The sequence below is a fragment of the Pseudohongiella acticola genome (assembly GCF_001758195.1).
In the GTDB taxonomy this organism is placed as follows: Bacteria; Pseudomonadota; Gammaproteobacteria; order Pseudomonadales; family Pseudohongiellaceae; genus Pseudohongiella; species Pseudohongiella acticola.
Window position 1 is genome coordinate 2,524,108 of sequence record NZ_MASR01000001.1, and the last position, 21,117, is coordinate 2,545,224.

Consider the following 21,117-nt stretch of genomic DNA (forward strand, 5'->3'; position numbering starts at 1 on the left):
CTCATGACTCTCTTAAATTCGAGGCAGCCACATCCCAAAAATCGCCGCAATTACCCCTCCCAACATCACCAGCGTCAGCAAGAATAAGCCTCCTGCCGTGATCAGCTTTTGAGTCGCCGATCCTCTGGCGTGGGCCTGCAGATACACCTCAAGCAAGAGCAGCGGAATGATATACGTTGTGATATTGAGTACCGTTAGAAAAGGTCCCGAAAAGCTCACCGGATCAAAACCTACCGGCTGGCCATGGAAGCTCAGCCAGGCCATCATGCCCACCCGAAACATCCACACACCACTGACCGCAATGAAGAGACGCAAAGCCCAGATGCGGTGCTGCACAAACTTGCGCTCCCGCGCAAACTTGAACGCCATCGTTGCACATACCAGAATTATTAACCCATTGATCATCAGCGCCGTGTGCCCAAAGCTATCGCCCGCCACCAGCTCGCTCCGCGTCAAGATCATGAAGCCGCCGCTCAGACTCATGACACCGGCAATCACGATATACAATCTGCCATTCCAGCGATGCAGTGCCGGGAAATGGTTACGAATAGCCGGCACGAGCTGCATCAGGCCGCCCACCGTAATCAGCGCCGCAAACACCACATGCCCGATCACAGCGAAATTTCCCCATGTATCGCCCTCAATATAGCCTGCTGGCATTACCTGATTAAAACTCAAAAAGTCGGCGCCAAACGCGGCTCGGTAATAAAACGCAACGATGTACATTGAGAAAGCCGCCTGCCCTAGCAGCACCATGAAAAACCAGCACTTTGCCGCCAGGTTAATTCCCTTGTTGGCAAAAGAAGGGGATCGCCAATCAGCTGTGTTAAACGATTGTAATGACATACCTGCTCCTCAATGCTGTGTTAACATCTGTCCTGGATCATTAGCAAATACAGGGCAGATGCGCTAAGTATCGGGATTTTCAGATGCGTTTCTTGCCGTTTTCGAAATCGGCCAGTATTGGCCAGTATTGATATCAGCGTTATGTGGAAAATCAGCTCCGTAACTGACGAACTGACGGCAGCACAATCGACTGGAACAGACTTGACGGCTTCCCGGGTACTGCGTCGAATCAAGGGGGTTGGGCCCCTGCTGCTAATATGGTGGTGCTTTGCTCTGGCGACGTTGTGTTCGTCAGTTGTCCGTCATTCAGAATCAGACTCTGGCTTCACATATTCTGCTCTGGTTATTGTCGGCTCTGGTGCCTGCGGCTGGTTCTGGTTCCTGAGTCGAGCGTTGTTTCGCGATAAACGACATTTAGGCCCCGCGGTATTTGCTCTGGTGCCCGTGATAGTGACCGTGGAAGCAGCAGCGACATTGATGCCAGCAGCAGGTACGCCAGGTATGGCGACAGAAGTGGGGCGCATGATCAACAACGCAGCCTCTCTGGTCTGTATCGCCGCTATCGCCTTTGTCTGGCGCGAAGCACTGCACGATTATCTGGTCCTGAGTTCTCCCGCTGAGCGTCGCTTCAGACAAATTTATGTCGGTAGTTTCAGTTTGTTGGTAGCCATCACGTTGCTCTGGGTTTCAGGTGCGCGTCCGGGCTCATTGGCAGCCGACTGGCAAGCCATGCTGCTGACCAGCAGTGCAGTCCTTACCCTTGCAGGTGGCCTCGTAGCCGTTCAATACCGGCTTCGTCACCCGCTTTCAGTCAGTGGCGGGCTTGAGCGCAGCCGAGCGGTACCATCAGATGACGAGCAATCAGACGTTCTTGCCCAGCGTATACTCCGCGCCATTGAGGATGAAAACCTGTTGACGACGTCCAATCTCAAGGTGGCTGAATTCGCTGCGCGCGTTGGAGAGCTGGAATACAAGGTTACTCGCTGTATCACCAACCGATTACGATATCGGAACTTTAATCACCTACTCAACAGCTACCGTGTTGAGCGGGCAAAACGCCTGTTCGACGATGCTGACTGTCAGCATTTGAACATCGCCAGTATCGCCTACGATTGTGGATTTAACTCGCTGGGCCCATTTAATCGTGCGTTCCGGCAGCACACCGGCATAACGCCTCGGGAATACCGCCGGAACTCCGATTAATTGAATCCCCGATAGCCTTCCAGGTAGCGTGCATAGGTATAGTAAGGTATGCGCCAGCCCTCGTCAGAGAGGCGATTAGGGGATCATTAGTCCGTCACGCACACCGGCCAAATTTCCTCTACTCGGATGCTAAATCAATGAAAAATGAAGGATTCACTACGGGGGGTAGCCGAAAATAGTGGTGGGCCCACCTGGACTCGAACCAGGGACAAACGGATTATGAGTCCGCTACTCTAACCAACTGAGTTATAGGCCCGCGCAGGACAGCGGAAGGCGGATTATAAGGTTCTGTGACGCGAGTTGCCAGCCCCATCCGTATATCCAGCACAAGATTGTTGCAGCGTTTTGGCTTTTCCCCTGAATCCGATAGCGCCTGAATTGCGTATCTAACGCGCCTATCTACTCAGGAGTTGTCATGAAAAATCTTGTCCTGCCCGTTATATCGCTGGTGTTTGCTTTTGTCATCTTTGATATCGCCTATTCCAACCTGGAAGTTAAATCCAGGCCCGGCGTACATACCTGTTCCGGTGACTGTTATACAGCCTATGTGGCGGAGAACGGCACCATTGTCGAACAGCAACGAGCCGCGGCTGAGGCGGCAGCGCTGGCCAGCCCGGTAGAGCTTGGTCGCCAGGCCTATGGCAGCTGCCAGGCCTGTCATGGCGCTGGCGGTGAGGGCGGTATCGGCCCGCAGTTGCAGGGGCGAGATGCCGGTTTTGTTGAGATGGCGCTGACAGCCTACAAGAGCCGCGAGACTCGCGGTGATCGCAGCAATCTCATGTGGCCGTCAGCCGAGGCGTTGTCGGCGCGCGACATTGAGCACCTGGCCGCTTTTGTCGAGTCCCTCTAACCTGACTACCAGACTGCTAATCTTCCACATGCAACCGAATGGGGTTGGCGTAAAACCACAGGTCTGACCAGGGATCTTCACCGCGCGGGTCGAGTTCGGGCTCGAGCTGCGTGGTGTTGGTACCACGCACACGAATGTAGTGATCATTGGGCAGTGCATCGAAGCGGTAGCTCACTTCGCGAAACTCGCCATCGACGGTCCAGTCTGCTTCTGTGAAACGTGCTATTACGTTCGTGTCGGCATGGGTGTCGGTCGCCGGGTCGCTGGCAGGGCCGTTTATGCCACCGGCAATCAGGTCGACGCGTGCCACAGTAGGGTTGTCGCCGTGGTGATTGTTGCCGTTGGGATCACGGAAGCGGATGGTGACGACAACCGCCTCATTCGCCGGTACCTGCAGCATGCCGCCGATATGGGCCTGAGCACCAGCGGCTTCTGCGGTAACGTGCAATTCGCTGATCAGATCGCCCGTCGTTACAAACACCCGCCCATGCCGGATGCCATCAAGAATGTCATTGTGATTTTTTTCAGCCCACACATAGGTCTTTGAATACTCGCCGGGCCAGAAATCCACGCCACCTTCTGTGTAATGCACGTGGGAGTCCGAATTGGCGGTTATCCACCAGTCGCGACCCTCACTGAGCATCGCATCCCAGAAACCACCAACAACGGCCGTCATCTGGTCAAAACCACCCATGGTTGGGTGGTTGCCATAGGCGCCACGTGCGCCAACACTCTTTAATGAACCGTCCGGGTTCAGGGTGGCCGCCTGATGGCCAGGGGCGCCTTCCATGCCGACAGCGATGTTCGGTGCCAGATCATTCCAGGCTCGCAACTCTGTGGGTGCAGTTAATCCATACTGACCCTGAGCAGACGCGGAGCGGGACGGGTGATGGGCGATGACTATCGGCGTTTCAGCTAAAGTCGTCATGAACCGGAGTGCTTCCAGCATCCTGGGCTCGGTGTCCCAGTCCGGATTCGCTGGCCAGGGCTCACGCTTGTTGTAGGCAGATTCGATGCTGTGCAGCCGCTCAGCTTCATCATCAGTATGGGGCATGATCAGGCTGGAGTGGTCGGCGCCGGGAGTGTCGAATTCCATGCCATAAAACTGGATGACATCCGGCACCACCACGCGGGATTGCTGCAGCTCGGGGTACGCCTGATTGAGGTTGACCTGGCTGTGATTGGGGCCGCCGTGGTCGGTGGTGACCATCCAGCCCAGGCCATAATGCCGCGCCATCAGCGCATTCATTGGCGTGGGATAAATGGCATCGCCACCCAATATCGGGGCTGGCGGGTTCTGCTCCCGGTCCCAGCCCGTGCTGAAGCGGCTGTGAATATGATGATCGCCAGCGATCCATTGGCGTCCGCGGTCTGATTGGCCCTGAGCGTTAACCAGGTAGGCAGTCATGCTGATGATGACTGACAGGCTTAACACTACAGACAGTGGACGGCGTGGTGTGTGCATGGCAATAACCTCCGGGTTGGCAATTCTCCATTCTGCCGACTTATTGTGAAATTTCCATGACTTGACGGCATGTCTGCACTTACAGGTGCTTCTGGTTGTCGTGTGTCCAGTGCTCCGTCTCCAGCCCAATGTCGGCGGAAATGAATTTGCCGCCGTTGGTTGCCCGGTAGTGCGCCAGTGCCTTGTATACCAGAGGGGCGCCAAGCAGCAGAATGGGAATGTTGAGATAGACCATGATGATGTTGGTCAGGTCGGTAATGGTCCACAGGTTGCCCAGCTCCAGACCGGCCAGCACTGTCAACGCACCGAAAGGAACAAAGACCAGGGATCCGGCAATCCGGACGCCGAGAATGAACGCGTTTGACCGGGAAATAAAGTTGGCCGAGATCTCTGCAAATGAAATCATGCCCAGCAATGTGGTGAAGGCGAACAGGCAGTAGCAGGCAGCCAGAATAATAATCACGGTGTTAGCAACGACGGCCGGCACCAGTGCCTCAACGGACGCCAGGTATGTGCCGATGCGGGAGGCGCTGTCAGCTGCCCACTGAGCACTGCTGGCTGAATCGGTCCAAAGGTGCGCCAACACAACAATAAAACCGGTCAGTGTACAGATGATGATGGTGTCAAAAAATACACCCAGGCTTTGCACCAGGCCCTGTTCGCAGGGGTGATTGTTGTCCGCAGCGGCGGCGGCCATGGTGATGGTGCCCTGGCCAGCTTCGTTCGACATCAGGCCGCGTCGCACACCTTCAGCGAGCGCTACTCCCATGGCGCCGCCAAATAATGCATCCGGGTCAAACGCGCCGTAGACCACGGCGCTGAAAAAGCTTGGCAGCAAAGGAAAATTTATCAATACAATCAACAGCGAGATGCCACAGAACACAGTAGCTTTGATCGGAACCAGGTAGTTGGTATAGGCCGTGACCCTGCGTATGCCACCCAGAATAAGCCAGGCACAACTGGTCACCATGATAATGGCAATCACGTAGTAAAGGGGTGACTGGCGCTCGAAGGAGGTTCCGGTGGCTGTGTCTGCGATCATGCCAATGGCGGTAAAAACATTAAAAGTCTGCACTGGCACGTTAAACAGAGCGTAGGTCATGAACGCAACACTCAGAAAGACCCCGACAAAGCGTTTGTTGTTGATGATTCTTCGGCCATAAAAAGGCAGTCCGCCAACATACTCATTGTTCTTCTTTTCCTTGAACAATTGCGCCAGTACAGACTCCATGAAGGCTGTTGCCATGCCAAACAGCGCCGCGATCCACATCCAGAACAGAGCGCCGGGGCCTCCAACGGTGATGGCACCAGTGACGCCAACAATGTTGCCTGGCCCGGCTCGCATGGCCAGGCCCAGCATAAAGGAAGCGGTTGCGCTAATGCCGGTCTGGTCGATCTGCCGGCGCCGCATAATGGGAATGGCGCGGGTCAGGCTGAGCCACTGCACGCCGCGGGTGCGAATCGTGAAATAGACACCTATACCCAGCAGCAGAATGACGGCAAAGGACATTTCACCCAGTAGCGGTACGGCCTGATACCAGCCGAACTGGGTTGGGAAGTCCCACACGGCATTGGAAACAGGGGCAATAAATGCAAAAAGGTTGTTGACCGTCCTGAATAGTTCGTCCACGGCGTCCGTCTCCTTATTGTTGTAATTGGCACGGGTTACTCTCGTGGGTCCTAATCTATCACGATAGGACGCCGGATTTCATGGTTTAAGTATCTGATTGACGAGTTCAGAAGTTCTGGTTTAATCTCTCGCCACAGCGATGTTGAGGTATGTCATATCTCGATTTTTTTGAGCATTAGCGAGACCGGTATCTGACCTTGGGTACTTTGGCGACGTTTCATGAAATTGACTATGTGTTGTCTAACAGGTTATTCGAATCAACAGGCTTGCCGCTGGGTTTTAGTTTGTATGAATAAGCTTTTGAATAAAAATATAATTAGTCAATAGTTCCACTTTTTCATTGGCAATAATAATGAAAATAATAAAATTAAGGGGAAATCATGAAACTGAAGAAATCCATCGTTCAGATGGGTTTGGCGGCGTCCGTTTTGCTGCCACTACCTATGGTCGCTGTTGCCCAGCAAGGCGCTGCGGCTGACATCGAAGAAGTTGTTGTAACTGGCTCCCGAATCCGACGAGACAGTTTCGACTCATCCTCTCCGGTTACTGTGGTTGATTCCGCAGCAATCGAAGCCAATGCAACACCGAACCTGGGTGAAGTGCTGGCGAACCAGACATTTAACTATGGCACCGACGTCCAGACCAATGGCTATGCCGCCCGTGGTCAGGGCGGTGTCACATCGTCTGCCAACCTTCGTGGTCTGGGTGCTGGTGCTACGCTGAACCTTGTTGACGGTCAGCGTACCAATAATACCAACCTGAACGCCACAATCCCGCAGATCGCCATTGCGCGTATCGACATCCTGAAAGACGGCGCGTCGGCCCTGTACGGTTCTGATGCGGTGGCGGGTGTGGTCAACGTCATCACCAATAAAGGTTATGAGGGAACAGATGTCAGCATCTTCCACCAGGAAGACCGCGGTGGTGATCTGGTCGAGAAGCAGTATGAACTGATTACCGGTACGGCGACTGACAACGGGCATTTTGCCATGGCTCTGTCCTACTCAACACGCAGCACCCTGGAACAGACCGACCGGCCAGAGTTCCTGCGCAGTGGTTTTCAGCGCTCCGGTACCGGTAACCCGGGTACCTTTGCGGTGCCTACCCGTAATGCAACGGGTCAGTTGACCGGTGCCTCCGCGCGTACCCCCGACCCGGGTTGCGGTATCGACAATGGCTCGGGCACTGATGTCGGAATCAAGGGAAGTTATGCCAGCGGTCAGTTACTGGGTACCACTTGTAACTTCCATTTTGGTGAGTTCTGGGATTTCATGAGCGCTCAGGACAAGATGAGCCTGTGGACCAATTATGAGCACCGTTTTAACGACAATCTGACCAATGATTTTAATATCAACGCGTCGCGCCTGGAAACGTTTACTCGTGGATCGCCGCAGAACCCGGGCGGTCGGATTCCTGAATTGCCCGTGGTTGCGGGCGAGCACCCAGGCAATCCGTATCGTGCCATGGCCAACCGCGGCAATGGCATGGAACCCTTGTACGCGCAGGCAGGTCCGGATGGTAACCCCTTGCGAAATGCCAATGGCGTTGTGCAATTGGCGTCCGATCCGTTTAATCCGGCGCTGGGTATTCCCTTTAATGAAGACGTCCGTATTACTGAACTGCGTATCAATGCATTCAAGTTGCAGACTCAGCCGACTGCCGTCAATGATGATGGTGCCTTTCCGCAGGGCGCGGACCGTTTCGATATACGCCTGGCAGATACGTTGACTTACGAAATGCCTGGCACCAGTTGGGCGGTGTCGCTGGCCGGTGTGTATCAGTTTGGTCAGGATGATGCGCTGGAGAAGAACTCAAGCCAACTGGCTTTGATCCAGGGTATCAATGGTACGCTGGTGGCGGACCCTTCGTCGCCCGATACAACTGCGTACTACAACCCATTTGCCAGCTCGGTTTTTAACTGTACCAATCGGGTGTGCGCCAATACCGGCACGCCACAGTACGCCAACTCGCAAGCGGTTGTGGATGCCATCACCATTGCTGGCCTGACGCAAACTGAGAGCACCTTCAAGTCAGTGGAGCTGGCAGCCACCGGTGAGGTGTTTGAGATTCCTACAGGTATGATTCTGGGTGCCTTTGGTGTCGAGTTTCGTCAGGACGAAGTTGACGTGGACTTCGATGCAGCGCGCAATCAGTGTGACTATCACCAGGGTGGCTGTGCAGTTGACTACCAGGCTGAACAGGATGTGAGCTCGGCATTCTTCGAGCTGGCAGTACCATTGACGACCAACCGTCTGGGTGAGGCCGAGTTCCAGATCGCCGGTCGCTACACGGATTACGGCGGTTCCATCGGTGACTCGTTTGACCCCAAGGTAGCGCTGTTGTGGCAGCCAATGGACATTCTGTCATTGCGTGGCTCCTGGAGTTCGGCGTTTATTGCGCCGGGTCTGGCAGATCTTTATTCACCGCAGACCTGTGCCCTGCAGAACGCCGGCGATCCATTTGACAACTCCAACGCCTTCCGTGTGGCCTGTAACGAAGGCAACCTGAACCTGACGCCGGAAACGGCCGATGTGTTTAACGTGGGTGCGTCGCTGAGCCTGCTGGAAGGATCACTGTCTATCGGTGTTGACTACGCGGAATATGATTTCAAGGATCGTATTTCCAGTACCACGCTGAACCAGGTCGTCAACCTGGACTACCAAGCCTTCCTGGCCGCCGGTGGCAACCCTGCCAGTCAGGCCAGCAAGCTGGCGTGGTTTAATGGTCCGAACTCTGACAAAAATATCAACCGCGATGTTGATGGTGTCATGAGCCGGGTGATTGTATCGCGATTGAATGCACAGACCATGAAGCACCGCGCGCTGGATCTGTACGCGCGTTACGATCTGGATCTGGGCAGCTTCGGCAACATGGTGTTCAATCTGGATGGAACGCAGGCACTGGAATACTCCTATGACCTGGGTCTGGGTATCCCCGCCGGTGACGGTGTTGGTAGTCAGAACGAAGCCATCGCGGAAGTGCCGCCGATGCCTGAATTCCGTGTCAATGCCACCATGAACTGGAACCTGGGCAATCACAGCGCTCTGCTGCGTGCTCGCTGGATCGACGGGTTTGAATACTCATTCAACTCGGGCGCATTGCTGGCGGGTCAGATTGCACTCAATGGTCGTTCCGCCGCTGCCAGCATGACCTATATTGATGCCAACTACGCGTACACCTTTGACAGCCTGATTGGCGATCGCGCCACACGCTTTGAAGTGGGTGCACGTAACCTGGGTGATCGTTACCCGGAGCCGTTTTTTAACCTGGGTGGTATAGAGACATTCGTTCACGATATCCGTGGTCGTATGATGTATATCCGTATCAACCAGGAGATCTAAGCTCTCTGCTTAAAAAAAGGGGACGGAGCCTTGGCTCCGTCCCCTTTTTTTACGTCTCTTTATAGACTTACTCGTCCAGGAAACTCCGCAGGTGGTCGGAGCGGGTCGGGTGGCGCAGCTTGCGCAGTGCCTTGGCTTCTATCTGACGGATGCGCTCGCGCGTCACGTCAAACTGTTTGCCTACCTCTTCCAGCGTGTGGTCGGTATTCATGTCGATACCAAAACGCATGCGCAGCACTTTTGCTTCGCGTGCGGTCAGGCTGTTAAGCACTTCGCGGGTAGCTTCGCGCAGGCCTTCCTCAATGGATGAGTCTACCGGGGACTCAACGGTTGAGTCTTCGATAAAGTCGCCCAGATGCGAGTCTTCATCGTCACCGATCGGTGTCTCCATGGAGATGGGCTCTTTGGCGATCTTAAGGACACGGCGAACCTTGTCTTCAGTCATCTCCATGCGCTCGCCCAGCTCTTCCGGAGTCGGCTCTCTGCCTTTCTCGTGCACCATCTGACGGCTGATGCGATTCAGCTTGTTGATGGTCTCAATCATGTGCACAGGAATACGGATGGTGCGTGCCTGGTCAGCGATCGAGCGGGTAATGGCCTGTCGAATCCACCAGGTGGCGTAGGTCGAGAATTTGTAACCACGGCGGTATTCAAATTTGTCGACGGCCTTCATCAGGCCAATGTTGCCTTCCTGAATCAGGTCGAGGAACTGCAGACCACGGTTGGTGTACTTCTTGGCAATCGAAATTACCAGACGCAGGTTGGCCTCCACCATTTCTTTTTTGGCGCGACGCGACTTGGCTTCGCCGATGGACATACCACGGTTGATTTCCTTGATCTCGGCAACCGTCAGGCCTGACTCTTCCTGCATGGTCTGCAGCTTTCGCTGAGAGCGGTGGACATCATCTGCAATATCTTTCAGGCGGGCAACCCAGGGCTCTTTGCCTTTGGCAAACTGGTTGATCCATTTCTCATCAATTTCGCTGCCCGGGAACGTGGTCACGAACGTCTTGCGCGGCATACCTGCGGTGCGCACACACAGCGCCATAATGGCACGTTCGTGGCGACGGACACGGAACAGGGAGGCGCGGGCCTGATTGACCAGGGCTTCAAACAACTTGGGCGTGAGTTTGAAGGTTTTGAACATTTCGCCCAGTTTATCCAACTCGGCCAGCGTCTTCTTGTGCGTGCGGCCGTGTTTGCTGATCAGCTTCTCAGTCAGTTCATACTGGGTGCGCAGGTCAGTGAAACGCAGTCGGGCTTCTTCCGGGTCTGGGCCGGACGTGGTTTCTTCGTCGTCATCGCCATCAATGGCCGATTCGTCATCATCATCGTTATTGTTGCTGCTGCTACTGTCGGTGCTGCTGTCCGAGGTGTCGTCACTGTCGGCCGCTGCCGGCAACTCAGGATCATCAACTTCCAGATAGCCGGTAATGACATCTGTCAGGCGGCGCTCTTCGGCAGTCACCTGATCGTATTCTTTCAGCACATGGGCAACCGTGCCCGGGAAGCTGGACATGGACTTCATCAGCTCGCGCAGGCCTTCTTCAATGCGCTTGGCAATGACAATTTCGCCTTCTCGGGTCAGCAGTTCCACTGTGCCCATTTCGCGCATGTACATACGCACCGGGTCGGTGGTGCGACCGGCCTCGTTTTCCACGGCGGCCAGCGCTGCAGCAGCTTCCGCCGCGGCCAACTCGTCAGTGCCGCTTTCGTCGCCATCGTTCAGCAATAAGGTATCGGCATCCGGTGCGGTTTCAAACACCTTGATGCCCATATCATTGATCATCTGAATGATGTCTTCGACCTGATCCGGGTCCGATATGGATTCGGGCAGGTGATCGTTGACTTCGGCGTAGGTCAGGTAACCTTGCTCTTTGCCTTTGGCAATAAGGGCTTTTAGGCCGGATTGAGGTGAACTCAGGCGCGAATCAGACATAGCTTCCCATTCGGTTTAGATGTAACCGCTTCGAAAATAAAAATCAGCCGGGCATTATAGCCCTTGTGCTGGATGGTTTCCAGTGACAGTCAGTCACCAGGGTCCTCGTTTTTTACTGACCGCAAACGTGGTTTGAGTCGTTCAAGCAACTGGCGGCGTTGATGTTGCTTGTCAGCTTCCTGTCGTAACTGGCGTAACACAAAGCTGAATTCTTCAGCCTGGCCTGCCGCCGGGGTGATTCTCTCGTTCTTTAGCAGTTGAGTCAGGCGTTTGCCGGGAGGAGTGCCATAACAGTGCCCCAGCAATGCGTAGGTAGTTATATCGGGGTCAGATTGCGAGAATTCAAGGAGTTCCAGCAATAAATCCACATCTGGGTCCTGTAGATGGCGCAAGGCCGTGAGATCGCCTTCAACCGTGGTGGCCAGTGTGGGCTGCTGCAGTAGTAATTCGATGGCTATCAGGCCGGCTGGTTTGTTGACGCGTTTGCCGCGTGGTGCCGGATCCGCGGGGGCTTGCGGCTGTCGTCGCTGGCCCGGGCCTGCTGTTGTTGTCGGCACGGCATGAGGTGGTTCGTCCCAGTCTGGTGGGGCGTCCCGGGCAGGAGCCTGCTCCTGCGGTGCTGGTGCAGCGGCCGGCGTCTGTTGCAGCAGGCGGTCAATGGTGTCGCGCTGACTGCCAGTGATCTGTGCCAACTGATCCAGCATGAGTTGCTGGAACAGGCCGCGCGGCAACAGTTTGATCAGCGGGATGCACTGGCTGAACAGGCGGGCTTTGCCATCCATAGTGGTGGCATCAATGTCCTGCTGCATGTGTTCAAAAAAGTAGTTGGACAGCGAGCCCGATCGGTTCAGGCGGGCAAGAAAACCATCGGCACCTTCTTTGCGCACCAGGGTGTCCGGATCTTCGCCCTCGGGCAGAAACAGGAAGCGAATCTGGCGACCATCTTCCATTGCCGGAAGTGACGCCTGAAGGGCGCGCCAGGCGGCAGTGCGGCCGGCGTTGTCGCCATCAAAACAGAATATGACTTCGGGGGCCAGGCGGAAGAGCTTTTCCAGGTGGCTGGTATTGGAAGCGGTGCCCAGTGTTGCCACGGCGAAGTTGATGCCGTGCTGAGCCAGCGCCACAACATCCATGTAACCTTCAACAATGACGAAACGTTCCGGTTTGCGGGCGGCCTTGCGGGCTTCATAGAGACCGTAAAGTTCCCGGCTTTTGTGGTAAACGGGCGTTTCCGGGGAGTTCAGGTACTTGGGTTTGTCATCGCCGAGCACGCGGCCGCCAAAGGCGATGACGCGACCGCGACTGTCACGAATGGGAAACATGATGCGATCGCGGAAGCGATCATAATGTGTGTCCTGACGTTCCTGTTGGCGCTCGGGGTCACGGGCAATGATCAGCCCCGCCTTTTCCTGGATCGGGCGCTTGATTTTGTATTCGTCCAGGTGTTTTAGCAGGTTGTCCCAGCCTGGTGGCGCCAGGCCGATGGCAAAGCGTTTGGCGACTTCGCCGGTCAGGCCGCGCGACTTCAGGTAGGCAACGGCCTTGTTGCGCGCCGGGTGCTGGCGCAACTGTTGCTGAAAGTAAACGTTGGCCTGTTCCAGCGAGCTGAGCAATTCGTTGTTTTCGCTGCTGCGTTGCTGGCCGGCGGCGCTCCGTTCCTCGCGCGGCACGCTCAGGCCGCAATCGGCCGCCAGGGTTTCCACGGCATCCGGGAATTCCTTGTGATCAAAATTCATCACAAAGCCCAGGGCGTTGCCGGCTGCGCCGCAGCCGAAGCAGTAATAGAACTGCTTTTCCGGCTCTACACTGAAAGAGGGGGTCTTTTCCTGGTGGAAGGGGCAGCAGGCGGAATAATTTTTACCGGTCTTGCGCAGTTTGACGCGTTTGTCGATGACATCAACGATGTCTACCCGGCTGAGCAGGTCATCAATAAAATTCTGCGGAATCAGGCCAGCCATGCACGGTAAACCCGGTAGTGATCGGTGGGGTGTTGGCTCAGTGTAACAAACTAGCGTTGCAAATTAATGCAACGCGACAGCCGATGATGGCCCGGGTCGAATACGATCGATGTTGATCAGGCCTGGCCGAGCTTGCTTTTGATCAGCTGGCCCACGGCGCCCATGTCGGCGCGGCCGGCCATCTGCGGCTTGACCGCAGCCATGACCTTGCCCATATCCTGGACGCTGCTGGCACCCGTGTCTGCCAGTGCCTGATTGACGATGGCGTCAATCTCGGAGTCTGACAGCGGTTGCGGCATGAAGGTTTGCAGCACTTCGATTTCAGATTGCTCGATGTCGGCCAGATCCTGACGCCCGGCACTTTCGTACTGGCGAATGGATTCCCGGCGCTGTTTGATCATCTTTTCCAGGATGCTCAGCACACGGGCGTCATCAGGCTCAATCCGTTCATCGACTTCGATCCGCTTCACCTCGGCCAGGGCCAGGCGCACGGTACCCAGGCGAGCTTTATCTTTTGCTCGCATGGCATCTTTCATCGCTTCAGTGAGCTGGAGCTTTAGTGCGCTATCGGCCATAGGGGTATCCAGGATCAGCAGAAACAGGTGCTGCGAAATCCAGTATCAGATCGGCAATCGTGAACAATCAATAGAAGCGCTTGGTCTTCTTGTTGTCGCGTGACAGCTTCTTCAGGTGGCGCTTTACAGCAGCAGCTGCTTTGCGCTTACGGGCAGCAGTCGGCTTTTCGTAAAATTCCTTGCGACGGACTTCGGCAAGAACGCCGGCTTTTTCGCAGGATCGCTTGAAGCGACGCAGAGCCACATCAAACGGCTCGTTTTCTTTCAGTTTTACCATTGGCATAGTGCAGAGACACCTTTGCATTCAATTTAAAAGGGCGCATATGGTAATGCGGCGCGCAGGAAAATGCAAAACCTAAATTGCCCAATCCGGCCAAATACTGGCTTATCCAAGGGGGCTGCCGTATTATTCACGTCTTTTTGCAGCATTTGAACAGGTCAGACAACTTTTATGCGTGTTTTGGGTCTTGAAACCTCGTGTGATGAGACTGGGGTAGCAATATACGACAGTGAACAGGGTTTGCTGGCGGACGCGCTGTACAGTCAGGTAGAGATGCACGCCGTCTACGGAGGCGTGATCCCGGAGCTGGCGTCACGCGATCATATTCGCAAGACACTGCCCATGATCCGGCAGTTGCTGGCAGAGAATAACGTGCCCGCTTCCTCCATTGAGGGGATAGCCTATACCGCCGGCCCCGGGCTGATCGGCGCCTTGCTGGTGGGCGCGGCGCTGGGCCGATCACTGGCCATGGCCTGGGATGTCCCGGCAGTGGGTGTGCACCACATGGAAGGCCACCTGCTGGCACCGATGCTGGAAGCCAATCCGCCCGCTTTTCCTTTTGTTGCCTTGCTGGTGTCCGGCGGGCACACGCAGCTGGTTGCGGTGCAGGGTATCGGGGAGTACACCTTGCTGGGCGAATCACTGGATGATGCTGCCGGCGAAGCCTTTGATAAAGTGGCCAAAATGCTTGGGCTGTCGTACCCGGGTGGTCCTCGCGTAGCCGCGTTGGCGACACAGGGCACCGCAGGAAGATTTGTATTTCCCCGGCCCATGACTAACCGGCCCGGACTGGATTTCAGCTTCAGTGGTTTAAAGACGTTTGTGCGCAACACCGTGGCCGAGCTCGAGGGTGCCGGGTCGGGGAATATCAGTGAACAGGATAAAGCCGATGTTGCGCTGGCCTTTGAAGGAGCCGTCGTGCAGACGCTGGTCATCAAATGTCGCCGTGCTTTGCAGCAGACCGGAATGCGTCGCCTGATCATAGCCGGGGGTGTCAGCGCCAATACCCATCTTCGCGCCGGCCTCGAAGCCATGGTGCAGGCGCAGCACAGTCAGCTGTTTTATGCGCAACCGCGCTTTTGTACCGACAATGGTGCCATGATCGCCTATGCCGGCTGCCAGCGTTTGCTGGCCGGTCAGCGCGAGGGGCTGGAGATCAGTGCCCGGCCTCGCTGGCCCATGGACACACTGCCATCACTCAAAAACCTGTCCGGAATCTGATTATGGATATTGTTTACATCAAAGAGCTGGAAATCAGGACCGTGATCGGGATCTACGACTGGGAGCGCGAAATAAAGCAGACGGTCAGTATCGATCTGGACATGGCGACAGACATCAGACCGGCCGCGGCAACCGAGGATATCAGCAAAACTTTAGACTACAAGGCGGTTTCCAAGCGCCTGATAGCGTTTGTCGAAGAGGCGGAATTTCTGTTAATCGAAACCATGGCAGAGCAGATGGCGGCGATCATTCTTTCCGAGTTTCCGGTTGGCTGGCTGCGCCTCAGGCTGGGCAAGCCGGGAGCGGTCACCGGTGCCCGGGACGTTGGTGTGATTATCGAGCGCGGTCAACAACCCGAGCGTCTCCCGCGGCTCTGACATTCTTTCGCGACACCCGCGATAAAATCTGGACTTTGTTATGTCATTACTTACGCTGAGCCTGGGCAGTAATCAGCAGGCGGATCATCATATCCGGGCGGCGCTGGATGCGCTGCAAGCAGATTATGGCACGCTGCAGATATCGTCCGTGTTTGAAAGCAGGGCGGTGGGGTTTGACGGCAATAATTTTCTCAACATGGTGGTGGCGGTTGACACCGATATGGCGCTGGCCACGGTCAGTGCCCGTATCAAAGCGCTGGAAGCTGAGCATGGCAGGGTCAGGGGCGGGCCACGCTTCAGTCCGCGAACATTGGACATTGATATCCTGACCTACGCAGATTGTGTCGGCGACTATGACGGCATTGTCCTGCCGAGGCCGGAAATTACTGAGAATGCGTTTGTGTTGTGGCCAATGTCACAGCTTTGTGGCGATCTGACTGATCCCCATACCGGGCTGTCCTACGCGACCCTGTGGCAGCAGTATGATAAATCCCGACAGGTGTTATGGCCCATCGATTTTGACTGGCAGGGCAGGCGGATTTCCAGCGCGGTCGACGCTTAACAAAGGCTGTTTCAGTGCCGGGCAGCGAGTGCTGCCCGGCACTGACGTCGATTACAGATCTTTGGCGACAGCCGCTTCAGCAGTCGCCTTGTCGGCAGCGTCTGCGGCTTCTTTCTTGGCGGTAAATACGCCCGGACCCACCACAACCAGGATGGTCGCCAGGCCGGCGAGCAAACCTGTCCATGGATCAAACAGCGAGAAGGCGATGGCTGTCAGGACCATGGCGCCGCGCTCGGTGCTGTCAGTTACCGTGGTCAGCGCAAGCGTGGCGCAGGCAAAACCCGTCAACAGCAATGTTACCGCCAGCGCGATGGGCAGTAATGGCTGCAGCATGGTGACAATGGGCAGCACAATGAACAGGACCGGGAACCCGTAAACATAGTAGGCCGAGATGCCATCAAAAATGGAATCCATCTTGTCGCGACCCGTGACCCAGCGTTTGAGTACAATGACCTGAATACCCGTCCACAGCACACCCTGAGTACCAAAGAACGGTGCCACCACTGCCATGGCGGCGTTGCGAATGCCGGTGGCCATGTGGGTACGGTTGCCGTTGACGTCGAGCTTCTCATCCGGCCGCATTGGCTGAGAATTCTTGATCATTTCATTGCCGGTGACCACATCACCAAAGAACAGGATATAGGTAATGAATGCCAGTGGCAGTGCGTTCAGGAACATGGTGACACTGGGCCAACCGATGTTCAGAGGCGAGGCTTTCTCCCACATGCTGGTCGCATGTGTCGGCACATCCAGCAGGCCTGATTGAATATTGAACTGCATCTCACCGGTGACCAGGCCGACGACGCCGGCGACAACAAAGGCCGGCAGCAGACCCAGCCCGGCAATTTTGGCCAGAATCGGCATTTTTGCGGCCTGGCGCTGGAACGGCTTGGAGAAAGTCAGGAACATGCACAATGCCAGCGCAGAAATGGCGGCAATCGGCGTTGAGTTCAGAGCGCTGGCCGCATCATTCTGGTCAAAAATACGCAGGAAGGCAGCAACCGCTGCCCCCAGGATAATCCCGCCCTTGAGCACATTGGGTACCCAGGCCACCAGTTTCGCCCCCAATCCGGTAATGCCGAGGAAGATCAGCAGGGCGGCGAAATTGAGCGATAGCGCAGTCATCAACTGAAATTGCTCTTCCGGCGTATTGCCTCCGCCCAACACAAACGCAAAGATGAACGGCAACGCCGGTGTCAGCCAGCCCGGTGCCAGCGGATCGCCAAAGATCATCCAGCCGGCAGAAATCAACATGGTGTGAAACATGGCCATGGTGACAGCTTCTTCGAAGCTGAGGCCGAATGAGGCGGTCATGACCGGTACCAGGGCCAGGCCAGTGGCACCGGCAACGCAGATACCCTGCAGAAACTCGGGCAATGCAAAGCGCATGTGGACAAAGGGAATACGGAAGACGAACGGGCCCCATTTGATACCTGGCTGGATCTCTCCCTCTCGGCGTTTTGACAGCATAGTCTGAGTCTCTTTTATTTTATAAGTTATTGACGGACTCACGAATCTTAACCAACAAGACACGACAGGGCAAAGCTATTCGTCGTTGTTTTGAATGCATTCATCATTTTTGCCCGATGACCTGCTCAAGCCAGGCTGCGGCCACCATCAACGCGGATGGTCTGGCCGGTGACATAAGCCGCATCACGCGCCAGAAACAGCACAGTCTGGGCAATCTCTGCGGGTGTGCCGAGACGTTTCAGGGGAATACCGGCAAGAATGCTGGCTTGTTCGGCGTCTTGCGTAGCGCCCTCTTCTGTGTGCTCGGGCCATAATATAGCGCCAGGTGACACAGCGTTGACCCTGACTGAGGGGGCCAGTTCGCGTGCCAGCGACCGGGTCATGGCGCCCAGTGCCGCCTTGGCCATGGTGTAGGCGGAAAAGTCGGCCATGCCGCGATTAACATTGATATCGGTGAGATTGACGATGCTGCCAGCGCTCTTGATGAGGGCAGGCGCCAGTTGCTGACTGAGGAAAAGCGCAGCGCGGGCATTGCTGTTCATCAGATCCAGCCATTGAGTCTGGGTCAGCGACGCCAGGGGGGTAGGGTAGAAGCTGCTGGCATTGTTGACCAGTGTGTCCAGTCGCTGATAGCAGGACAGAGCCCTGGTGCCCAGCGCTGCCAAGGCGTGTTCGTCATTGAGATCGGCCACCAGCACTGAGGCACTGCCGGCGCGATGGCGGTTTAGCTGCGCCGCCAGTGCTTCGGCATCGTGCTGGGAACGGCGGCAGTGAATAATCACGCAATAGCCGGCCTGGTGAAAGCAGCGAGCGATCTCGGCACCGATGCGTTTGGCGGCGCCGGTGATAAGCACCACCGGCGTTTGACCTGAGGGCTGCGTCATTGCTCCGCCCTGAGTCTGGCCAGCGTTTCCCTGACCCGGCCCAGCCGGGCCTGATGCAACATGTTGCGAATCTTTTCCCCTGCGTCGGGGCCGGGAGGCACCGGTTTTTGCTGAAGCAGAGTGGGCACATCAACTTCATCGGCGGCAACAAAACATTGCCAAAGCAGCTCAGCTTGTGGATAGGGCTGATCCTCAAGTCCGGTGCGACCGCGAGCGTCTGCTTCACATACCAGCAGAAATTTTTGCAGGCGCTGGGGGCGGCGAAATGCGTCCAGACCCTCCAGCGTCTTGAGTACGGTGGCGGGTTTCAGCACTTTCATTTGATGACAATGAGTGTGGTACTGGCTGCTCAGGCGGGCGAGGTCTGCGCACTCGGTGGGCACCTTCAGGCGTTGACAGGCGTCTGCAATCGGCGGCAGGCCCTTATGCTCGTGAGCGATGTGTTGTGGCCAGTGTTCACTGGGCGTCAATGCTTTGCCGGCATCGTGCATCAGTGCGGCAAAACGCACTGACAGATTGTCGCTCAGGCGACAGGCCTGCTGCAGACTCATCAATGTATGCAGACCCGTGTCGACTTCCGGGTGCCACGTTGCCGGCTGCGGCACACCAAACAGCTGGTCGATTTCCGGCAGCAATGTGGCCAGTGCGCCACAGTCATGCAATACCGAGATGAACACCTGAGCCTGGTCGGATTGCAGGGCTTTTTCAAATTCCCGCCAGACCCGTTCAGGCACCAGCGCCTCAAGTTCACCGCTGGCGCTCATGGCTTGCATCAGCGCCCAGGTTTCATCGGCGATACTAAAATTGTGATCAGCAAAGCGGGCGGCAAACCGCGCTACGCGCAGCACCCGCAGGGGGTCTTCGGCAAAGGCGGGCGATACATGGCGCAACACCCGGTCACGCAGGTCCCTGACGCCGCCCCAGGGGTCGATCAGATTGCCGTCGGTGTCCCGGGCAATGGCATTGATGGTCAGGTCGCGGCGCTGAAGGTCCTCCTCCAGCGTTACGTCCGGCGTGGCATAGACGGTAAAGCCTTTGTAGCCCGTGCCCGATTTGCGTTCCGTGCGCGCCAGCGCATATTCTTCTTTACTGTCCGGATGCAGGAATACCGGGAAATCTTTGCCCACAGGCGTGAAGCCAGCCTGGAGCATGGCATCCGGGGTGGCGCCAACGACGACCCAGTCGCGATCTGAGTCGGCAATGCCAAGCAGGGCGTCGCGCACGGCGCCACCGACAAGATAGGTTGCAAAGGAATTGATGTTGGCGCGTTGCTGTGTCATGCGCCAGAGTCTATCAGACGCTGAACAGTTTGTGATCTTGCAGGCGCATCATGGTGAGCTCCCGCCCCCAGACGCAGCCAGTGTCCAGGGCATGTACTCGTTCGCGCTGGGTAACTCCATCCAGAGCGGCCCAATGACCAAACAGAATGCTGGTGTCTTCGTTGGTAATCTGCTCGAACTCAAACCAGGGGCGATAGCCATCAGGGGCCTGATTGATACCTTCTTTGATAGTGAGATCGAGTTTGCCGCCAGCGTCACAAAACCGCATTCGGGTTAGATAGTTGGTGATCATGCGCAGGCGTTTTCGCCCGGTCAGCGACTCTTTCCAGCGTGTCGGCTTGTTTCCGTACATTTTATTCAGGAACTTGCGAAAGTCCGGCCCCTTGAGCGCAGCTTCGACTTCGGCAGAGCGGGCCAGGGTTGTTGGCAGATCCCATTGTGGTGGTGTGCCGGCATGAACCATCAGGTAGTTCTGCACGCCGCGGGAACCCAGCACGCTGTCATGATGGGCCAGAGGTTTGTGGCGCAACCAGTCTGCCAGCTCGTTGCAGTCAGGTGCAGCGAGCAATTCGTCCAGCGTGTGCCGACCATTGAGGGTGTCCGGTGTGCATTCATAATAGAGTGCCAGAAAGTGCAGGTCGTGATTGCCCAGTACCACCGTCGCTGAATCGCCAATGTCGCGCAGGTAGCGCAATGTGTCCAGCGACTTGGGGCCGCGATTGATGAGGTCACCGACACACCACAGTTCGTCGGCGCCAGGCTGAAACGCCACCGCCTTGAGAAGCTTGCGCAGGGGCTTGTAGCAGCCCTGGATGTCGCCAATCGCGTAAGTCGCCATCAGTGCACCGAGAGTGGTTGTGAAAGCAGAAATGCCGGTATGGCAGTGTCGAACTGACTGCCGTCGGCATGTTCCATGCGGTAACTTCCCTGCATGGTACCAAATTTTGTGGTGAGCACAGCACCGCTGGTATAGACAAATTTTTGCCCTGGCTGAATCAGGGGCTGCAAACCGACCACGCCGTCTCCGCGAACTTCCTCAACCTGGTCGTTGTCATCGGTGATCAGCCAGTGGCGGGTTAACAGCTTGACCGGGGTATCGCCAAGATTCTCGATGCCAATGGTGTAGGCAAAGGCATAACGGTCGTTGGCCGGATCGGATTGTTCGGTCAGATATTGGGTCTGCACGGAAATATCAATGTTGTGGTCAGCGTCGCCCCGGGTATCGGTCGTGGCCAT

At 56.2% G+C, this 21,117-nt stretch carries 18 protein-coding genes and 1 tRNA gene; 6 read left to right on the plus strand and 13 right to left on the minus strand.

All coding sequences use genetic code 11. The features are described from left to right. Nucleotides 1–12 precede the first annotated feature (12 nt). The gene (locus tag PHACT_RS10925; protein ID WP_070117799.1) at nucleotides 13–846 is read right to left on the minus strand and encodes a DUF2306 domain-containing protein; all 834 of its coding nucleotides are present in this window, start codon (nucleotides 844–846) and stop codon (nucleotides 13–15) included. Nucleotides 847–1,047: 201 nt separating this feature from the next. Here PHACT_RS10925 and PHACT_RS16075 point away from each other — a divergent pair, with 201 nt between their 5' ends. Beyond that, nucleotides 1,048–2,049 (plus strand): helix-turn-helix domain-containing protein, encoded by a 1,002-nt coding sequence (locus PHACT_RS16075; RefSeq protein ID WP_169819446.1) that lies wholly within the window; start codon nucleotides 1,048–1,050, stop codon nucleotides 2,047–2,049. Nucleotides 2,050–2,228: 179 nt separating this feature from the next. On the opposite strand, the gene PHACT_RS10935 is transcribed toward PHACT_RS16075, so the two are convergent. Further along, nucleotides 2,229–2,305, minus strand: a tRNA-Ile gene (locus tag PHACT_RS10935). Between the two features lie 159 nt (nucleotides 2,306–2,464). Between PHACT_RS10935 and PHACT_RS10940 the strand changes: the two genes are divergently transcribed. Next, the gene (locus PHACT_RS10940; RefSeq protein ID WP_139141511.1) at nucleotides 2,465–2,899 is read left to right on the plus strand and encodes a c-type cytochrome; all 435 of its coding nucleotides are present in this window, start codon (nucleotides 2,465–2,467) and stop codon (nucleotides 2,897–2,899) included. Nucleotides 2,900–2,915: 16 nt separating this feature from the next. Here the strand turns inward: PHACT_RS10940 and PHACT_RS10945 are convergent, their stop codons facing one another. Next, entirely contained in the window at nucleotides 2,916–4,364 is a 1,449-nt protein-coding gene (locus PHACT_RS10945; RefSeq protein ID WP_070117801.1) for a CehA/McbA family metallohydrolase domain-containing protein, read from the minus strand. A 79-nt stretch (nucleotides 4,365–4,443) separates the two neighbouring features. Beyond that, nucleotides 4,444–5,994 (minus strand): alanine/glycine:cation symporter family protein, encoded by a 1,551-nt coding sequence (locus PHACT_RS10950; protein ID WP_070117802.1) that lies wholly within the window; start codon nucleotides 5,992–5,994, stop codon nucleotides 4,444–4,446. 380 nt (nucleotides 5,995–6,374) lie between these two features. On the opposite strand from PHACT_RS10950, the gene PHACT_RS10955 reads away from it, so the two are divergent. Further along, nucleotides 6,375–9,335 carry a TonB-dependent receptor domain-containing protein gene (locus PHACT_RS10955; protein WP_070117803.1) on the plus strand — a complete coding sequence of 987 codons (2,961 nt, stop codon included), beginning with the start codon at nucleotides 6,375–6,377 and terminating at the stop codon, nucleotides 9,333–9,335. A gap of 67 nt (nucleotides 9,336–9,402) precedes the next feature. Here PHACT_RS10955 and rpoD read toward each other — a convergent pair whose 3' ends face one another. From rpoD to rpsU, 4 genes are all read right to left on the minus strand, one after another. Next, a complete protein-coding gene (gene rpoD, locus PHACT_RS10960; protein WP_070117804.1) occupies nucleotides 9,403–11,274 on the minus strand; it encodes an RNA polymerase sigma factor RpoD in 1,872 nt (623 codons plus the stop codon). An 89-nt stretch (nucleotides 11,275–11,363) separates the two neighbouring features. Beyond that, nucleotides 11,364–13,232 (minus strand): DNA primase, encoded by a 1,869-nt coding sequence (gene dnaG / locus PHACT_RS10965; RefSeq protein ID WP_070117805.1) that lies wholly within the window; start codon nucleotides 13,230–13,232, stop codon nucleotides 11,364–11,366. Between the two features lie 116 nt (nucleotides 13,233–13,348). Next, entirely contained in the window at nucleotides 13,349–13,807 is a 459-nt protein-coding gene (locus PHACT_RS10970) for a GatB/YqeY domain-containing protein (RefSeq protein WP_070117806.1), read from the minus strand. A 67-nt stretch (nucleotides 13,808–13,874) separates the two neighbouring features. Continuing rightward, nucleotides 13,875–14,090: a 30S ribosomal protein S21 gene (gene rpsU, locus PHACT_RS10975; protein ID WP_070117807.1), complete on the minus strand. Its 216-nt coding sequence runs from the start codon at nucleotides 14,088–14,090 to the stop codon at nucleotides 13,875–13,877. 168 nt (nucleotides 14,091–14,258) lie between these two features. Here rpsU and tsaD point away from each other — a divergent pair, with 168 nt between their 5' ends. The 3 genes from tsaD to folK are packed head-to-tail and all read left to right on the plus strand — an operon-like array spanning nucleotide 14,259 to nucleotide 16,247. Next, nucleotides 14,259–15,308 (plus strand): tRNA (adenosine(37)-N6)-threonylcarbamoyltransferase complex transferase subunit TsaD, encoded by a 1,050-nt coding sequence (tsaD, locus tag PHACT_RS10980; protein WP_070117808.1) that lies wholly within the window; start codon nucleotides 14,259–14,261, stop codon nucleotides 15,306–15,308. Nucleotides 15,309–15,310: 2 nt separating this feature from the next. Then, a complete protein-coding gene (folB, locus tag PHACT_RS10985) occupies nucleotides 15,311–15,685 on the plus strand; it encodes a dihydroneopterin aldolase (RefSeq protein ID WP_070117809.1) in 375 nt (124 codons plus the stop codon). A gap of 40 nt (nucleotides 15,686–15,725) precedes the next feature. After that, entirely contained in the window at nucleotides 15,726–16,247 is a 522-nt protein-coding gene (gene folK / locus PHACT_RS10990; RefSeq protein WP_070117810.1) for a 2-amino-4-hydroxy-6-hydroxymethyldihydropteridine diphosphokinase, read from the plus strand. A 51-nt stretch (nucleotides 16,248–16,298) separates the two neighbouring features. Here folK and PHACT_RS10995 read toward each other — a convergent pair whose 3' ends face one another. The 5 genes from PHACT_RS10995 to apaG form a co-directional block, all read right to left on the minus strand. Beyond that, complete coding sequence (locus tag PHACT_RS10995; RefSeq protein ID WP_139141512.1) at nucleotides 16,299–17,717, minus strand: xanthine permease; 1,419 nt, start codon at nucleotides 17,715–17,717, stop codon at nucleotides 16,299–16,301. 125 nt (nucleotides 17,718–17,842) lie between these two features. After that, on the minus strand, nucleotides 17,843–18,601 hold the full coding sequence (locus tag PHACT_RS11000; protein ID WP_070117811.1) for a pteridine reductase: 759 nt from the start codon (nucleotides 18,599–18,601) through the stop codon (nucleotides 17,843–17,845). Beyond that, nucleotides 18,598–19,881 (minus strand): multifunctional CCA addition/repair protein, encoded by a 1,284-nt coding sequence (locus PHACT_RS11005; protein ID WP_070117812.1) that lies wholly within the window; start codon nucleotides 19,879–19,881, stop codon nucleotides 18,598–18,600. Before PHACT_RS11005 ends, PHACT_RS11000 begins: the two co-directional genes overlap by 4 nt. A gap of 13 nt (nucleotides 19,882–19,894) precedes the next feature. Further along, the gene (locus tag PHACT_RS11010; RefSeq protein WP_070117813.1) at nucleotides 19,895–20,719 is read right to left on the minus strand and encodes a symmetrical bis(5'-nucleosyl)-tetraphosphatase; all 825 of its coding nucleotides are present in this window, start codon (nucleotides 20,717–20,719) and stop codon (nucleotides 19,895–19,897) included. Next, nucleotides 20,719–21,117, minus strand: a complete 399-nt coding sequence (gene apaG / locus PHACT_RS11015) for a Co2+/Mg2+ efflux protein ApaG (protein WP_070117814.1) — start codon at nucleotides 21,115–21,117, stop codon at nucleotides 20,719–20,721. Before apaG ends, PHACT_RS11010 begins: the two co-directional genes overlap by 1 nt.

Bases quoted from the DNA above. Each gene is read 5' to 3' on its own strand.
- PHACT_RS10970 (WP_070117806.1), bottom strand. From the start codon at position 13,807: ATGGCCGATAGCGCACTAAAGCTCCAGCTCACTGAAGCGATGAAAGAT.
- folK (WP_070117810.1), top strand. From the start codon at position 15,726: ATGTCATTACTTACGCTGAGCCTGGGCAGTAATCAGCAGGCGGATCAT.
- PHACT_RS10945 (WP_070117801.1), bottom strand. From the start codon at position 4,364: ATGCACACACCACGCCGTCCACTGTCTGTAGTGTTAAGCCTGTCAGTC.
- dnaG (WP_070117805.1), bottom strand. From the start codon at position 13,232: ATGGCTGGCCTGATTCCGCAGAATTTTATTGATGACCTGCTCAGCCGG.
- apaG (WP_070117814.1), bottom strand. From the start codon at position 21,117: ATGGCCACGACCGATACCCGGGGCGACGCTGACCACAACATTGATATT.
- PHACT_RS10940 (WP_139141511.1), top strand. From the start codon at position 2,465: ATGAAAAATCTTGTCCTGCCCGTTATATCGCTGGTGTTTGCTTTTGTC.
- PHACT_RS10955 (WP_070117803.1), top strand. From the start codon at position 6,375: ATGAAACTGAAGAAATCCATCGTTCAGATGGGTTTGGCGGCGTCCGTT.
- PHACT_RS11010 (WP_070117813.1), bottom strand. From the start codon at position 20,719: ATGGCGACTTACGCGATTGGCGACATCCAGGGCTGCTACAAGCCCCTG.
- rpsU (WP_070117807.1), bottom strand. From the start codon at position 14,090: ATGCCAATGGTAAAACTGAAAGAAAACGAGCCGTTTGATGTGGCTCTG.
- PHACT_RS10925 (WP_070117799.1), bottom strand. From the start codon at position 846: ATGTCATTACAATCGTTTAACACAGCTGATTGGCGATCCCCTTCTTTT.
- PHACT_RS11005 (WP_070117812.1), bottom strand. From the start codon at position 19,881: ATGACACAGCAACGCGCCAACATCAATTCCTTTGCAACCTATCTTGTC.
- PHACT_RS11000 (WP_070117811.1), bottom strand. From the start codon at position 18,601: ATGACGCAGCCCTCAGGTCAAACGCCGGTGGTGCTTATCACCGGCGCC.
- tsaD (WP_070117808.1), top strand. From the start codon at position 14,259: ATGCGTGTTTTGGGTCTTGAAACCTCGTGTGATGAGACTGGGGTAGCA.
- folB (WP_070117809.1), top strand. From the start codon at position 15,311: ATGGATATTGTTTACATCAAAGAGCTGGAAATCAGGACCGTGATCGGG.
- rpoD (WP_070117804.1), bottom strand. From the start codon at position 11,274: ATGTCTGATTCGCGCCTGAGTTCACCTCAATCCGGCCTAAAAGCCCTT.
- PHACT_RS10995 (WP_139141512.1), bottom strand. From the start codon at position 17,717: ATGCTGTCAAAACGCCGAGAGGGAGAGATCCAGCCAGGTATCAAATGG.